The 14,984-nt window shown below is 39.6% G+C and carries 23 protein-coding genes and 1 pseudogene; 19 read left to right on the forward strand and 5 right to left on the reverse strand.

The genetic code is table 11. The features are described from left to right. Nucleotides 1-34 precede the first annotated feature (34 nt). The 7 genes and pseudogenes from LPB68_RS15545 (at nt 35) to LPB68_RS15575 (ending at nt 4,658) form a co-directional block, all read left to right on the forward strand. A complete protein-coding gene (locus LPB68_RS15545; RefSeq protein ID WP_068656791.1) occupies nt 35-904 on the forward strand; it encodes a CheR family methyltransferase in 870 nt (289 codons plus the stop codon). 17 nt (nt 905-921) lie between these two features. Next, nucleotides 922-2,053, forward strand: a pseudogene (locus LPB68_RS15550) (response regulator); the annotation flags it as partial. A gap of 210 nt (nt 2,054-2,263) precedes the next feature. After that, nucleotides 2,264-2,629, forward strand: a complete 366-nt coding sequence (locus LPB68_RS15555) for an STAS domain-containing protein (RefSeq protein ID WP_068656789.1) — start codon at nt 2,264-2,266, stop codon at nt 2,627-2,629. Then, a complete protein-coding gene (rsbW, locus tag LPB68_RS15560; protein WP_068656787.1) occupies nt 2,622-3,074 on the forward strand; it encodes an anti-sigma B factor RsbW in 453 nt (150 codons plus the stop codon). Before LPB68_RS15555 ends, rsbW begins: the two co-directional genes overlap by 8 nt. Next, a complete protein-coding gene (locus tag LPB68_RS15565) occupies nt 3,071-3,841 on the forward strand; it encodes a sigma-70 family RNA polymerase sigma factor (protein ID WP_068656785.1) in 771 nt (256 codons plus the stop codon). Before rsbW ends, LPB68_RS15565 begins: the two co-directional genes overlap by 4 nt. Nucleotides 3,842-3,963: 122 nt before the next feature. Continuing rightward, nucleotides 3,964-4,155 (forward strand): hypothetical protein, encoded by a 192-nt coding sequence (locus tag LPB68_RS15570; RefSeq protein ID WP_068656783.1) that lies wholly within the window; start codon nt 3,964-3,966, stop codon nt 4,153-4,155. Between the two features lie 8 nt (nt 4,156-4,163). Continuing rightward, complete coding sequence (locus tag LPB68_RS15575) at nt 4,164-4,658, forward strand: CorA family divalent cation transporter (protein ID WP_082865647.1); 495 nt, start codon at nt 4,164-4,166, stop codon at nt 4,656-4,658. A gap of 148 nt (nt 4,659-4,806) precedes the next feature. On the opposite strand, the gene LPB68_RS15580 is transcribed toward LPB68_RS15575, so the two are convergent. The 4 genes from LPB68_RS15580 to LPB68_RS15595 form a co-directional block, all read right to left on the reverse strand. Beyond that, nucleotides 4,807-5,127 carry a DUF5665 domain-containing protein gene (locus LPB68_RS15580; RefSeq protein WP_232510190.1) on the reverse strand — a complete coding sequence of 107 codons (321 nt, stop codon included), beginning with the start codon at nt 5,125-5,127 and terminating at the stop codon, nt 4,807-4,809. 109 nt (nt 5,128-5,236) lie between these two features. Then, nucleotides 5,237-5,644 (reverse strand): YtxH domain-containing protein, encoded by a 408-nt coding sequence (locus LPB68_RS15585; protein ID WP_068656780.1) that lies wholly within the window; start codon nt 5,642-5,644, stop codon nt 5,237-5,239. Nucleotides 5,645-5,754: 110 nt separating this feature from the next. Then, the gene (locus tag LPB68_RS15590) at nt 5,755-6,012 is read right to left on the reverse strand and encodes a GlsB/YeaQ/YmgE family stress response membrane protein (protein WP_068656779.1); all 258 of its coding nucleotides are present in this window, start codon (nt 6,010-6,012) and stop codon (nt 5,755-5,757) included. A 143-nt stretch (nt 6,013-6,155) separates the two neighbouring features. Continuing rightward, nucleotides 6,156-6,386 (reverse strand): DUF1128 domain-containing protein, encoded by a 231-nt coding sequence (locus LPB68_RS15595; RefSeq protein ID WP_068656777.1) that lies wholly within the window; start codon nt 6,384-6,386, stop codon nt 6,156-6,158. A 198-nt stretch (nt 6,387-6,584) separates the two neighbouring features. Here LPB68_RS15595 and yyaC point away from each other — a divergent pair, with 198 nt between their 5' ends. The 4 genes from yyaC (at nt 6,585) to LPB68_RS15615 (ending at nt 10,066) form a co-directional block, all read left to right on the forward strand. Further along, a complete protein-coding gene (yyaC, locus tag LPB68_RS15600; RefSeq protein ID WP_082865646.1) occupies nt 6,585-7,130 on the forward strand; it encodes a spore protease YyaC in 546 nt (181 codons plus the stop codon). A gap of 68 nt (nt 7,131-7,198) precedes the next feature. Beyond that, nucleotides 7,199-7,987: an alpha/beta fold hydrolase gene (locus LPB68_RS15605; protein WP_068656775.1), complete on the forward strand. Its 789-nt coding sequence runs from the start codon at nt 7,199-7,201 to the stop codon at nt 7,985-7,987. Between the two features lie 167 nt (nt 7,988-8,154). Then, nucleotides 8,155-8,829 (forward strand): DUF6483 family protein, encoded by a 675-nt coding sequence (locus LPB68_RS15610; RefSeq protein ID WP_068656773.1) that lies wholly within the window; start codon nt 8,155-8,157, stop codon nt 8,827-8,829. Between the two features lie 70 nt (nt 8,830-8,899). Next, a complete protein-coding gene (locus LPB68_RS15615) occupies nt 8,900-10,066 on the forward strand; it encodes a class I SAM-dependent methyltransferase (RefSeq protein ID WP_418303806.1) in 1,167 nt (388 codons plus the stop codon). A 14-nt stretch (nt 10,067-10,080) separates the two neighbouring features. Here LPB68_RS15615 and LPB68_RS15620 read toward each other — a convergent pair whose 3' ends face one another. Further along, a complete protein-coding gene (locus LPB68_RS15620; RefSeq protein WP_068656772.1) occupies nt 10,081-10,395 on the reverse strand; it encodes a hypothetical protein in 315 nt (104 codons plus the stop codon). Nucleotides 10,396-10,557: 162 nt separating this feature from the next. Between LPB68_RS15620 and LPB68_RS15625 the strand changes: the two genes are divergently transcribed. The 8 genes from LPB68_RS15625 (at nt 10,558) to LPB68_RS15660 (ending at nt 14,939) form a co-directional block, all read left to right on the forward strand. Next, a complete protein-coding gene (locus LPB68_RS15625) occupies nt 10,558-11,124 on the forward strand; it encodes a thioredoxin family protein (RefSeq protein WP_068656770.1) in 567 nt (188 codons plus the stop codon). Nucleotides 11,125-11,131: 7 nt separating this feature from the next. After that, nucleotides 11,132-11,755, forward strand: coding sequence for an MBL fold metallo-hydrolase (locus LPB68_RS15630; protein WP_418303841.1), 624 nt, complete (start codon nt 11,132-11,134; stop codon nt 11,753-11,755). A gap of 208 nt (nt 11,756-11,963) precedes the next feature. Beyond that, nucleotides 11,964-12,485 (forward strand): RNA polymerase sigma factor SigY, encoded by a 522-nt coding sequence (gene sigY, locus LPB68_RS15635; RefSeq protein ID WP_068656766.1) that lies wholly within the window; start codon nt 11,964-11,966, stop codon nt 12,483-12,485. 2 nt (nt 12,486-12,487) lie between these two features. Beyond that, nucleotides 12,488-12,826, forward strand: coding sequence for a YxlC family protein (locus LPB68_RS15640; RefSeq protein WP_068656764.1), 339 nt, complete (start codon nt 12,488-12,490; stop codon nt 12,824-12,826). Beyond that, complete coding sequence (locus tag LPB68_RS15645; protein ID WP_068656763.1) at nt 12,823-13,050, forward strand: hypothetical protein; 228 nt, start codon at nt 12,823-12,825, stop codon at nt 13,048-13,050. The genes LPB68_RS15640 and LPB68_RS15645 overlap by 4 nt, the downstream gene beginning before the upstream one ends. Nucleotide 13,051: 1 nt before the next feature. After that, nucleotides 13,052-13,246, forward strand: coding sequence for a PLDc N-terminal domain-containing protein (locus LPB68_RS15650; RefSeq protein WP_068656761.1), 195 nt, complete (start codon nt 13,052-13,054; stop codon nt 13,244-13,246). Then, nucleotides 13,246-14,163 (forward strand): ABC transporter ATP-binding protein, encoded by a 918-nt coding sequence (locus LPB68_RS15655; RefSeq protein WP_068656760.1) that lies wholly within the window; start codon nt 13,246-13,248, stop codon nt 14,161-14,163. The genes LPB68_RS15650 and LPB68_RS15655 overlap by 1 nt, the downstream gene beginning before the upstream one ends. Then, the gene (locus LPB68_RS15660; protein WP_068656757.1) at nt 14,160-14,939 is read left to right on the forward strand and encodes an ABC transporter permease; all 780 of its coding nucleotides are present in this window, start codon (nt 14,160-14,162) and stop codon (nt 14,937-14,939) included. The genes LPB68_RS15655 and LPB68_RS15660 overlap by 4 nt, the downstream gene beginning before the upstream one ends. Nucleotides 14,940-14,984: the final 45 nt, after the last annotated feature.

Genomic DNA, 14,984 nt, shown 5'->3' on the forward strand with positions numbered 1-14,984 from the left:
TGAAGTAGCTAATTCATAGGAAGCAGGTAATGGAATGATTTCGTGGAAAGGGCTGGGATATATAAATAACAATGTGAATTCATTAGACTCTGAAAGAGAGGACATTGAGCTAGAATTATTGTTAGAGGGGGTCTATCAATTATATGGTTATGATTTTAGAAATTATGCCACACCTTCAATAAAAAGGAGAATATGGAATTTCATTAATACCCATAACTTGAATAATATTTCATCTCTGCAGGAAAAGGTGCTCCACGACCGTCTAACATTCAATCAATTGGTTCATAGTTTATCTATACCGGTTACTGAGATGTTTCGGGATCCGGAGTTATTCAAGTCATTTCGAGCCAATGTAGTTCCAATATTGCGTACGTATCCATACATTCGGATTTGGCATGCTGGATGCTCGACTGGAGAAGAGGTATATTCGATGGCTATTCTCCTTTATGAAGAAGGTCTTTTTGATAAGACTCGTATATATGCGACTGATATGAATAGCCAATCTCTAAAGCAAGCTCAAGAAGGGATATTTGGAATTGAGAAAATGAAGTTGTACACCAAGAATTATATTGAAGCAGGAGGAACTCGTTCTTTCTCAGAATATTATACGGCGAAGTACAATTCGGTTGTTTTCAAACCTTTTTTACAAAAAAATATGATTTTTGCTGAACACAATTTAGCTACGGATCGCTCATTCAATGAATTCAACGTTATTTTATGCCGAAATGTAATGATTTATTTTAATGGTACGTTAAGAGATCAAGTTCATGGGTTGTTTCATGAGAGTTTGAGCCGATTTGGAATTCTAGTTCTGGGTTCGAAGGAATCGATACAACATACTAGCCATGGACATTCATATGAGCCAGTGGACAAAGTGGAAAAAATATACCGAAAAATAAAATGAGAATGGAGGTGAATACCGTGGGGGTTCTAGAACCAATTCATATTCTTTTGGTGGATGACCGACCCGAAAATTTGCTCGCGCTCGAGGCTGTACTAGAAAGTGAACAATATCATCTGAATAAAGCCATATCAGGGGAAGAGGCATTAAGATGCCTTTTGAAGAATGAGTTTGCCGTGATCATTATGGACGTGAATATGCCTGGATTAGATGGAATTGAGACCGCCAAATTAATCAAGGCAAGAAACAAGACGAAGGACATTCCAATCATATTTATATCAGCGAACAGCAAAGAAGCCGAACAGCTCTTCGCGGGTTACTCCGCGGGGGCTATCGATTATATGGTGAAACCATTTATCCCGCAGATTCTGAAGTCCAAAATAGAAGGTTTTGTGGAAATGTATTTGACCAGTAAGAAACATAAGGTGCAATCCATGTTACTTCAACAAAAGACAAGAGAATTAGAGAAGATGAATCAGGAACTTATTTTAGCAAAGGAAGCTGCAGAACTTGCTACCAATGCCAAGACGGAGTTCTTAGCGATGATGAGTCATGAAATTCGGACACCTATGAATGGTGTTATTGGAATGATAGATCTGTTGATGGAAACGGAGCTACAAGAAGATCAGAAGGAATATTCTGATGTCATTCGCAAGAGTGCAGACACACTTGTTGCTGTAATCAATGACATATTAGATTTCTCTAAGATGGAATCTGGAAAAATGGAGCTCGAAGAACATCCCTTCGAAGTTCACGCATGTGTTCAAGAAGTATTTAGTCTTTTTGCGATGGAAGCAAACAAGAAGAGTCTGGAATTGACCTTTTTTATAGATGAAGATATCCCTCAAGTAGTATATGGGGATATGAATCGTCTACGTCAAGTGCTGATAAATCTGATCTCCAATGCTATAAAATTCACAAGTCAGGGTGGAGTATATCTGGTAGTGTCACAGCAGCGGCGTGACCAAGAGTATCTCATACTTGAGTTTACAGTGAAGGATACGGGAATTGGGTTCTCTGATGACAAGCTAGACCAACTGTTTCTTCCTTTTTCTCAACTCGATTCGTCCATGAATCGCAAGTTTGGAGGTACTGGATTAGGTCTTGCTATATGCAAATCGATGGTTGAAATGATGGGTGGTCACATTCGCGCTGAATCGATGGATGAAGAAGGTGCTACCTTTACATTCAGTATTGTTGTTAGGTGCTTAAATGACGAGGAACGTGAATTGTGCATGAGAGATAATCTAGGTCTGCCTGTAACTAGAAGAGATCTCATGTGATGGAAGGTTGAGATGATTTGTTTCATTCATCCATCATTGGGGTTATGAATACTAATAATCAAAATTTATTGTTAGGAGTGTGTCTATGAATAATAACGAAAAATTTGTTGCAAAAACAGAAATAAACAACGGATCTTGTACAGTTTTCCTGACGGGAGAACTAGATTTATCTGTTGCTCAAGAATTTCGACTCGTTATGGAGCCCTTGGTTGAAGATGCGAATCTAGATCTAACTATTAATTTGCGGGATTTGAAGTATATTGATAGTACAGGCATAGGGATTTTATTATCTATTCTAAAGGCAAGACATAGTATGAGTACACAGTTCCTTGTCCAAGATGTCCCTCCGCAAATACAGAAGTTATTTGATATGACGGGTATTTCCAAGTTCTTTGAATCTATAGAGAATTCGGAAGTAGGAAAGGATCGACTGACAAATGACTAATGAAGTTCAGAAAGTGGTGTTAACATTACCCGCAAGTGCTGATTTTGTTGATATCGTAAGATTGAATTTGTATGGGATTTCCACGAAGATGGGATTTTCCTATGAGGAAATTGAAGATATGAAGGTCGCAGTATCAGAAGCCTGTAACAATTCTGTTCTTTATGCATATGGGCAGGAGGATGGATTAGTAGAGGTAACCTTTGAAATGAACGGTGATATATTATCCATTATTGTCAAGGATGATGGAGAGAGCTTTGACAATGTAACTCTTCAAGATGAGTGTAATACGTTACATAATAAAGATCTTGATGATGTTGAAGTCGGGGGACTTGGTTTCTATCTCATGCAGGCACTTATGGATGATGTTATAGTGGAAAGTAAACAGGGGTATGGCACGAAAGTTGTGCTTACCAAACGTGTGATGAGAAGTGAGGAAGCTGTATGAGTGGAAATGTGACTCCCCCCGAGTCTATGAGCGAGGCAGTTAGTCTGATCTGGGAATATCAACAGACAGAAGACAACGAAATTGCAACTGTACTTATCAAGAAATATGAATCGATGGTCAAGATAGCTTCAGGTAAGATTTCTCGTAACCGCCCTGATCTATATGAAGATTTATATCAAGTAGGTCAGATGGCACTAATTCGCCTGTTCAAGCAATATGACATTAGTATGGGGATTCCATTTGAGCCATATGCTATGAAGAGTATTATCGGTCATATGAAGAATTACTTACGTGATAAATCGTGGTATATTCAAGTGCCCAGAAGAATTAAGGAAAAGGGAGCGATCGTTCAGCATGCTATTGATGAATTGACCGTAAAATTCGAGAGATCTCCTAATGTCCGAGAGATTGCTGAATACTTGGATCTGACCGCTGAAGAGACGATAGAGATCTTAGCGGGACGTGAATGTTATCATTATGTTTCATTGGATTCCCCCCTATCACAGGAGGAATCTGGAGCAACTTTAGGTGAATTGATAAGCTCTGATATCAACGATTACGATTCTGTCGAGAAACTTATGGATTTACAACAGGCTCTAAGTCAACTTAAGGAGCAGGAGCAAGAGGTATTGTTGCTTGCTTTTCAAGAAGGAGACTCTCAACGCTCCATTGCTCAGAAGTTAGGCATATCTCAGATGAGTGTATCCAGGATTCAAAGAAGGGCAACGGAGAAGCTAAAAGAAATTATTTCTAATTATTATGATTAATCCCATCATCGCAAGGGCGCGATAGTATTCCTCGTTTGGGAATGTTATCGCGTCCTTTTTGAAATATAGGAAGGTATAAGATACAGCAGCTTATCATCATATGGGATGAAAGGGGAATCCACTTGAATAATAAACCGAGGAACAGACAGTATAACCTGTTATCTTTGTCAGGGCATTGGCAATGGCATGATTTGGTGGTAGATGATTGGTTATCACCCGAAGTTGAGGAACTTCGTTTGAATCATCCATATGCGTCAGAGTGGATTGATATACTACCGCATCAGATAGATTCGAATGTAATCTGCGTGAATTAGAACTTCAAATGGAAAGAAATAACCATCGTTATCTAATGGATGAGATCTTAACTTCGCGGTTTGAATTACTATTGTGGAACAACTTATTCATCTCCTTTCAGGAATTAGTAGTTGCCTCGAAGGAAGCGTATCATGAGGAGTTTATATCCAATCGATTCTATACTCAATTATTCCATCGCGTAGATAGAATGGAACGGTTATTTGTTCACTATAACAAGGAGATTGACACATTAATCTCCATTGATGATGCGGTTTCTGCTTTTCGAGGGAACGAGATTATGAAGACATTAACCATATTGACAGCTGTATTTACACCAGCAACGGTGATTGGTGCGATCTGGGGAATGAACTTTGATATCATACCACTTGCGAACTTAACCTGGGGATTTGTAGGGATGATTCTAATGATTGGATTCACAACGACAGTCATATATTTCTTGCTGCATAAGAAGGGATGGACGGGTGATCTACTGAGGGTAAGTTCTAAGGAGAAGCATGTGTAGTTAGAATACACACGAAGACAGTCACAGTACAGGAATGGGAAAGAGATATGAAGTGGGAGTTACGTTCGCCTTAGTAGCGAACATAACTCCCACTTCCACAAGTTCCTTTCCATATCATATACAGTAATTTATTTGCATTCGATCTAGTTCATTTATAAGCATCAATGTATTTCTGTAAGTCTCCAAGGTATTTACCTATTAAGGGCATATCAACGAATATGCTTAAGATATAACCAAGAATACCTAGAACAACAAAAGTACCAACGGATAAGCCCAGACCTCGAGATAGACCTGCAGTGAAGTTGGTTATGATTCTTTTCTTGGGATGGGTATAGTTCTCGATAATATCTTTAATTTCTACTTTATCAAGCATATCAGCAATTTGATCGAGCCGATTATTAAGATGTTTAACTTCATGTCTGAGTTCGAAAGGATGTTCATCTACATCGTTAGCTTTGATTCTAGTCAATAGGCATCCTCACCTTCTTTGAAATAGGAGAAAGATTTATCAGTGGTTTATTTACTATAGATGCACAAATAGCCGGCTAATTAGCCGGCTATTTGTGTGAATGAACGGCTTAGTATTTAGTCGCGCTCAGTTCTTTATGGACATCTTGGGCTGCTTCTGTAGAAGTATCTTTGACTTTTTTAGAAACGTCAGCTAATTCTTCTGATACATCCGTGCTTGAACTTTTGACGGATTCTACGATATTATTTGTACCTTCAACAACACTTTTTGCTACGTCTGAAGATTTCGTAGAGACGGTTTTAGCTAACTCACTTGCTTTATCACCTACAATTGATGCAACTTCCTTTGTCTTATCGGTCACAAGAGAGAGCTTATCACTGAGATCTCCCCGTAGTTCATTACCTGGCTTGGGTGCGAATAATAGGGCAGCTGCAGCACCGATTAATCCACCAATTAATGCTCCTTTTAAAAATGTGCTACTACTTTGAATTGGATGGTTGTTTTCTTCTTGATTCATCTTCAATCACTCCTCTATAAAATTTGTAATATATGAATCAATTTCATAATTAAGCTACATAGGCGATTATGAAATTGATTCATATAAATAAGATTAAGTATATCTCAAGTTCAGGCAGTACGTCTGAATAGTTGGCTGAGTAACCCTAATAGGAAAACAAAAATAGCTGTTCCTAAAATGGCGGGTACTACTGCAAATCCACCCAATTGTGGACCCCAACTGCCGAATAACCAAACTCCGATCCATGCCCCTACGAAACCTGCGATCATAGACCCCAGTATACCTCCTGGCATATGATTACCAACCAGTGCATCACCGATAAAACCAATAATAATAGCCATTACTATACTAATTAGGATACTCCACATAGAATGACCTCCTTCGTTGTGAGAATGTGATGATGTTGTGTCTTTCTTACTTGCTATTTAAACTACATTGGTAATAATGAAACAAAATGAAAAGAGACAGTCCCACTATGCTTAATAGCTGGGACTGTCCTTATTCGTTGTTATTACGATTGACGGCGTAAGCGCCCTAGTTCTGATACTAGAGATTCAACTTCTGAAATACTAAAGTTATTTTTCTTCATGACTAGTTCGAATACATCCTGAATATCCTCGTATTGATCTAATGAGAAGGCAGAAGCCTGCATAGCAGCTCCACTGGCCATTCTTAACTTTGTTTTAATCTCTTCTATCATGTATTCGATGTTCTCTGGCGTTTTATTCGCTAAATCGGGCATGATGGAACCATCCTTTCTTGTTTTCAAACGTACTTCTTGTATTGTAACATGACTCCCTGCTCATCACCATGAATTGACTCCTCTTCATTTATATTAGGTGTTTTAGGTTGTTTATTTTTCAAGAATGCTAATGTAGAGTACAATCTATTTAAATAAATAAGATTACTAGAATAACTATTGTGAAGGGAGGACATTTCGATGAGAGTTAGGGAGTTGCAGACTTTAAATGGTACGAGTGGACACCATAAAAGAACGGATGAGGCTGGACTGGTAGAATTTTTTCGTGATATTCGAGAACAGCATTCAATAGATACCATTACATTCCTATGTATTGGAACAGACAGGTCCACAGGTGATGCGTTGGGTCCGCTTGTAGGTAGCCACCTGCTTGAATACGGGATTCCTCATGTTGTCGGAAGTCTTTCTTCACCCTGTGATGCACACAATTTAGAGGCTCGTTTAGCAGAAATACCTACTCATCATATCGTGGTTGCGGTAGACGCTTGTCTAGGACAATCGGCTACAGTAGGGCTATTTCTTGTCTCGAATGAACCAATACGACCAGCTCAATCTGTAGGAACCTTTCTTCCAGCAGTTGGACACTACAGTGTAGCGGCCGTTGTGAATGCGAATGGCCCCAGGCCATATTGGACCTTGCAAGTAACATCTTTGTATCAAGTAATGTGTATGGCTGAGCAAATATCATTATCCATTGCTAAAGGGTTCGGTATTTGGAAATCTTAATGAAATGATTCAAAATAGTTTCCTTGGATTAATAGTATTTAGGAAAAGATAAGAAAGAAGGACTAACTATGGAAAAGATAATATACGATGGGAATACATTTTGTTATAAAGATCAAGGCCAGGGAGATCCTTTAGTACTTCTACATGGCTTTTGTGGAAGTACAAGATACTGGGACAGGGTAGTGCCACTGTTATCCGATCATTATCGCTGTATTGTACCAGATCTACGGGGGCACGGATATACGGATGCCCCAATGGGAGCATATACGATTGAACAAATGGCTGATGATGTAGTTCATTTAATAGATGAGTTGAAAATATCTAAAGTGACGCTTTTAGGCCATTCATTAGGTGGATACATTACGCTTTCGTTCGCCGAGAGATATGCCTCACGTCTGAATGGATTTGGTCTTATTCACTCTACTGCCTATCCTGATAGTGAAGAGGTCAAGGAGAAACGCTTACTAACAGTAAGCACGGTCCAAACACAAGGGGTTTCGGCTCTCATTGATAACTTGGTACCAACACTCTTTGCTCCAGAGCATGTGCAATCCATCCCAGAATGGATAAATAGTGCGAAGGAAATTGGTTACAGAACTCCTCCACAGGGAGCGATTGGAGCCACCGGGGCTATGCGTGAACGGCCGGATCGTCGGAAAGTTCTATCCGAAACTGAATTACCAGTGTTACTCGTTGCAGGCGAGAAGGATGGGATCATATCTCCTGATCGAATATTTACTGTTGACAAACCCAATGTAACACAAGTAACTATTGCAGGAGTAGGACATATGAGTATGATGGAAGCGCCGGAGCAATTGGTGGGTCATATTATATCTTATTTAGAAAAGTCTAAATAATGTGTATATCATATTTATTCCATAATATTAACCGAAGGCTATTGAGCCTTCGGTTTTTTAAATTTTATCCTTACATGGGTGCTGGCTTTGCTAGTGTGAATGGCTTACAATCGAGGTTAGTTAAAGATAGTCTGGGTGATGGATGATTAAGGAGCGGAGGCTAGAATATGTTTCGTAGAGATTATATCCTCAGGATGGTTGAGGAAATGACCCAAATGATCGCTAAAGTATTCGATTTAAAAAAGGAACGTAAATATACAGAAGCTCTTTGGGAAATAGATGAACTACTTGGTAAGCAGTTTCCTCTTAATTCAAATTTATTAAATTCCTTGCCCACAGAAGAGATTACAGATATGTTCACGATTAGGGACACGGTTGAATCTGATAAACTGCAAAGTGTAGCACGCCTTCTATATGAAGAAGGAAAGATCTATTCGGAGTTCGGACAGACAGATGAAGGTTTGACAAGGTTCATGAAAGCATTGCATCTTTCTCTTGTTGCGGATTTTCATGGTGCTAATAATGAATTGATCAATCTTCCACAGCAAATCCAGAACATGAAGCAAGCGATTAATGGATATCGTCTACCGCTTAAAACAGAGCTGATGTTATTCCACTATCATGAGAAGAAGGGTTATTATGCTGAAGCAGAGAATGGATTGTTTCGTCTCTTAGAGCGAGAAGGTATCGAACCCGAGGAGGGGCTTACTTTCTATGAAAGACTTAGGAAACTGGATGATCAGAGATTGGATCAAGGGGAATTACCTCGGATCGAGGTTGATGAAGGATTCACGGAAATGAAGCGAAAGATTCAATTGAAGTCATTTGGATCATCAAAATAATTGTGGTATGGTTGCAGTGGTATGGTTGTAGGTAGAATAGATTAACTTAAAGAAAGTGAGATGTACCCTCTTGGAATCATTACACAAACTAATTGAACAATTAATGAACAGCTCTACGATGATTATGGCAACATTAAGCCAGTTGCGTAAGAAGGAGGGGATTCCATATACCAAAGTTCAGATAAAGCCGGTTGAATTAAAAAATGAATTGTATTATCAATTCTCATATTTTGAGAGTAACAAGGTTGCTCATAAGAATGTAACAACAATAGAAGCAACACGTGTGATAAAGGAACTCTTTGAGCAGACCTTTCGTCAGGGGATGATTTGTACTCCAGAAGCGGATTATCAAATATTAATCAGCAAGAAATTTAAGGTGTCGATTTTAACCAAATCACCAACCAAAAGTGAAATTGACCTTTCTCATAATCGCAAAAAGCAGTATGTACTTGAAGAAGGACAACCCATTCCTTTTCTCGTTGAACTAGGAATAATGAATGAACAGGGTAAGGTGTTAGCTCGCAAATACGATAAGTTTAAACAGATTAATCGTTTTTTAGAGATGGTTGAGGATGTACTCCCTAGTCTGCCAGAAGGGCGCACGATCACGATCTTAGATTTCGGTTGTGGGAAATCCTATTTAACTTTTGCTTTATATCATTATTTAGCAATACAGGAGAACAGGTCCTTGAATGTCATTGGACTGGATCTGAAAACTGATGTTATTGAACATTGCAATAGATTAGCTGACAAGTTGGAATATACTCAATTGAAATTTCTTGTGGGGGATATTGCCGAATACGATGAATTAGACAAGGTGGATATGGTCGTTACACTTCATGCTTGTGATACGGCAACAGATGCTGCTTTAGAAAAAGCAGTTCGCTGGAACGCCTCCGTTATTCTCTCGGTTCCTTGCTGTCAACATGAGTTGTTCACACAAGTGAAGAATCCGATATTAGACCCACTGTTATCTCACGGCATATTGAAGGAACGTTTCTCTGCACTTGCCACAGATGGTGTACGTGCAAAATTACTAGATTTAATGGGTTATCGAACGCAGTTATTAGAGTTTATAGACATGGAACATACACCCAAGAATATTCTGATTCGAGCGGTTAAAGGGGAAAGCGGAGATCAGGCACAGCTATGGAAGGAATATACGGAATTCCGAGATTTTCTACAAATATCACCGTATTTAGAAAAGGTGTGTAAAGATCTCCTACCTTCGAATTAAGGTGCAACTCGCACTCAACCTCCAAACGCATCATGAAAAGCATGGCATAGCTTCCCTTGCTCGACTTCCCAGAGGGAAGATAACTCACCACTAACTTCTCGTTCCCACCATTGGTAGAGTAGTTTGCGATTGCTATGATTCTCGTGAATCCATATAAGGTTGCCGATCACTTTGCGGTAATATAATTCTTCGCCTTGCCTGAGTAAGGGATCCGGAATATGTGTCTTCATCCTTTTCAGGGTACGATAAAGCTCTTTACTACAAGCTCTTCGAATGCCACGTGGAGTAGGTAGTGGTGCATCTTTTTTTGATGTGTGATTAAGGGACAATATATTCACTCCTTCCTTTGACAACGTATGCTTGAATATAGACAGAAGACACAACTTCGTAGTATTTGGGCTCAAGTAGAAGATGTGTCTCTTCCTATGTTAGAATGTAAGGAGCATGTGAATATTGGTATCCAAATACATAAATGAAAGAGGGATCTTACCATGAAAACTAATTTAGCAGACAAACTAAGAACGGGGATTTCTCCCCAACAGTTTATGGATGGGATGCAAAAGAATAAAGAAACGTTTCAATCTTATTATGATAAATTCGTATGGGATGTTCCTTCGGATCGTGAATTTTTCGGTAGTTTGAATCATCGCGATGATTTACGCGTTCTTATTCTTGCGGCTGACTGGTGTGGAGATGTGGTGCGTAATATCCCTGTCGTATTTCATGCACTAGAAACTGCAGGTATTCCTACTGAAGTATTGATACTTGAAGAGAATCTAGATGTGATGGACCAATTCCTAACCATGGGTGGAAGATCTGTTCCAGTAGTTATATTCACAGATACTGGTGGTCATGTGCTCGGCCATTGGGGTCCTCGTCCGAAGCATGTTCAGAAGTATATGATCGCTTTTAAACAAGAGAACCCTGATCGTGAAGCCTCTGATTATGCTTCCAATCTGGACATTGTTCGCTCACAAATTGTAGAAGCTTATGGGAAAGGATCCGATTTCCGCTCTGTTATTCTTAAAGAATTGCGTGAAATGATATCGGGAATATAAAAAAGTGATGTTGAAAATTGATAGTTATTCCTTAGGTCCCTTACAGACGAATGCATACCTTTTAACGAATGAAGAAACAGGTAAGGCGATTATCATTGACCCAGGAATGAACCCTGGAGCACTTATCAAAAAAATTCAAAATTTAGATATTGAAGCGATTTTGCTCACGCATGCTCATTTCGACCATATGGGTGGTGTAGATGAAATTCGCAAACTCAAAGGATGCCCAGTCTATCTGCATACGCTAGAAAGTGATTGGCTAACGAGTCCAAAGCTGAATGGATCATTGATGTGGTCACAGGTGTCTCCGCCACTATCGACTGAGCCTGCTGAATTTGATTTGGCAGGAGGTCAGCAGTTAAATTTGATAGGGCATCATTTCACGGTGTACCATACACCAGGTCATTCCCCTGGTAGTGTTAGTTTTCTCAGTGGTAACGATCTATTCTCGGGAGATGTGTTATTCCGATTGGGCGTTGGACGCACCGATCTTTATGGTGGAAGAGAACGAGATCTGTTAGATTCGATACACAATACTTTATTTACATTTAATGATGAAGTGAAGGTATATCCTGGTCATGGTCCACGAACAACAATCGGCTATGAACGCTCCAACAACCCGTATGTGTAGCATGTTGGAAGATTTACCTATACAAAAGATAACAAAATCGTTACAATGTTGTTAGTTAAATGTTAGGCAAACGATAGAAAGCACGCAGGCTGAGGATCAATCTCGGTTTGCGTGCTTTATTTTGTTGTGATTTTTTTTAATATAGAAATGAACGAAAGGGCCAACCTATTCGTACTATAGATGTCGTTGAAAGAAAAGGGTGAAGAAGATGAGGAAAGAGGAATTAAAAAATATTAAACTTGCACAGCAGGGAGATGCTAACGTTCTAGCTGAACTGATCCATGACCATTATGGCTTTTTATATAAATATCTAGTCAAAGTTACGATGGACCCTGTTACCGCTGAAGATCTTGCTCAAGATACAATAGTTCGATGTATGGAGAAATTATACCAATTCGATGGTTCATCCTCATTCTCTTCGTGGCTTATAACGATAGGGACTCGTATATATATTGATCAAATGCGTCGGAAAAAGAGAGAGAAGAATTGGCTCTTTAGGGAACAAGGAATTCGGCGAATAAAGTGGCAGTTTGAGAGCAGGAATGAGGAATGGAGCCAAGTGCTAGAATCCTTAGCGAAATTGTCTGCGGAGCATCGCGTAGCTGTATTGCTAAAGCACTATTATGGATATACATATGAGGAAATGGGAGAGATGCTCTTTATTCCCTCGGGAACCGCTAAATCAAGAGTCGCCAATGCGGTTCGTCAACTAAGAAAGGAGATGAGTTAACAATGGATTGGAATGATCAGGATAGAACAGATGAGGAAATCATCTTAATCGAACTCCGTCAAGGTTTAGATAGAATGGATCATGTGCTGGATCAACCTTCTGTACCATCCAAGGAACAACTGAAAATGCAAATTGCTGAACGATGGAAAGGGCAGCGAATGTTCACAATACTTGAATTGGTATTGTTCTGGTTAGTCTCGTTAGTGGTGATTGCTAGTGGTATGTTACTAGTTTACTCGACACCTTGGAGTTTATGGGTCATTCAGGGGTTTAGTTTTATAGCAGCTTTTGTTCTAGTATTACGCTTTATTATTCATCGAAGAAAAGAGGGGGTGGAATGAATGAATTTAAGGAGATACCTCTTTGGCTTATCGTTATACTGGTACCCATTCTTTTGTTCCAAGGAACTTGGATGTTTCTGGATGCGGGAAAACGTGGGAAGTGGCGTTGGTTCTGGGGTTTATGGGGATTGATTCAGATACCTATACCAATATTGAGTTATTTATTTTTCGTTAGATTACCAGATGAACGTCGTAAGAAAGCATATGAGAGAAAGGATGAGTAATATGGATGTGATGATAAATTGGACATTAATTCTACCTATATTGGTTCTACAGCTTGTCCTTGCCGTGATCGGTTTGATCTCACTATCTAAAGCCCAAATGGTACGTGGCCCCAAGTGGATGTGGGTTCTTATCATTGTTATAGGAAATATGCTAGGGAGTATACTTTACTTTATTGTTGGAAGGAAGGATATGTAATGGATTTACTACAAGTGATAGAACTGACTAAGAATTACGGTAATGAAAGTGCAGTCAGAGGGTTAACATTTGAACTGGAGCAAGGGAAATGTGTAGCTCTACTAGGTCCCAACGGCGCAGGGAAGACAACGACTTTACGCATGCTTGCGAGGCTTCTTCAGCCTACTTCCGGTCAAATTTCTTTTGGTGAACATGGTGGAATTTCAGACTACCGTATGTTGCTTGGGTATTTACCCCAGCAGCCTATGTTTTATGGTTGGATGACAGGATATGAATATATGTATCTCGTAGCGGGATTGAGCGGGATGGGAGTGAAGCAAGCCCAGAATCGTTCAGAGGATGCTTTAGAGAGAGTAGGTTTACAAAATGCGGCAAGCAAACGAATTTCGGGGTACTCTGGTGGAATGAAGCAACGTCTTGGCCTAGCACAAGCCCTTATTCATGAGCCAAAGCTATTACTACTGGATGAACCGGTCTCGGCTCTTGATCCCATTGGGAGAAGAGAAGTGATCGAGCTGGTTCGTCAATTGAGATCAGAGACAACGGTATTATTCTCCACACATGTTCTTCATGATGCAGAGGAGATTTGTGATGATATTCTAGTGATGGCGAATGGGCGTTTAGTCAAGCAGGGAACTCTTGCTTCGTTAAGAGAGGAGTATCGCGATCCACTAGTAATTGTTCAAGTTGAGAGAGAACCGAGTGCATTGTTATGGCTAAATTCTTTAAAGACTAAACCCTATATATTAGAGGCAGATATTAAAGGGGATATAGCAAAATTATGGGTTCAGGAACTCCAGACTGCAAGAGATGAGCTCATGAAAGATGCTACAGATCATAAGATCCCTTTAGTGAAATTTGAAGTGGGGAGCTCTTCCTTAGAAGATATGTTTGTAAAGGTGGTGAATGAGCGATGAGAGGAACTTGGTTATTATATCGAAAAGAAATGCTAGAAATGTCCCGTAGCTTCAAACTACTATGGATTCCTATTGTATTTACAATATTAGGAATTATGCAACCTGTTGTGAGCGTCTATATGCCAGACATTCTAAAGATGTCCAGTGGGGTGCCGGAGGAAATGTTCGCTCTTTATGAACTTCCATCTCCACCAGTGGTTATGGTTCAGGTATTAAGCCAATACAGTACATTAGGTATTCTAGTACTTGTACTTGCCGGTATGAATAGTGTATCAGGAGAACGATATGGGGGTACTGCTGAGTTAATTATGGTACGACCCATTTCTACTATTTCAATTATTTTGTCCAAATGGTTTGCTCAATGTACAGCGCTATTTATGGCCTTTGGTATTGGATATATGGCAGCATATTATTATATCTATCAAATGATAGGAGAATTATCTTGGAAGAGTGGTATCATATCCTTTGGATTGTATGGTCTCTGGCTGCTGTTAGGGATTACAATAACCCTCTTTTTTAGTACTATTCTACGAGGAGGTGCAGCTGCTTTCGTTACCTTAGCTATCCTAGCGATACTTTCTCTTTTGAACGCTATCCTTCCCAGATGGTTTAGCTGGAGTCCATCTCGGTTAATTTCTCTAGCTACGGAGTCTTTGACTGGAAATGGACTATCAGCCTCAACAGCAATTGAGTGTTGCCTTTTTACTGTAGGAATAATCATCCTAGCTATATTAAGTTCATCACATCTGCTCCAGAGACGAGGGCTTCCCAACTAATAGCTGTTTCTCCCAATAGCTTACCGTAGACATCACTATCTTTTT

This window comes from Paenibacillus crassostreae (assembly GCF_001857945.1).
GTDB classification, from domain to species: Bacteria; Bacillota; Bacilli; order Paenibacillales; family Paenibacillaceae; genus Paenibacillus_AQ; species Paenibacillus_AQ crassostreae.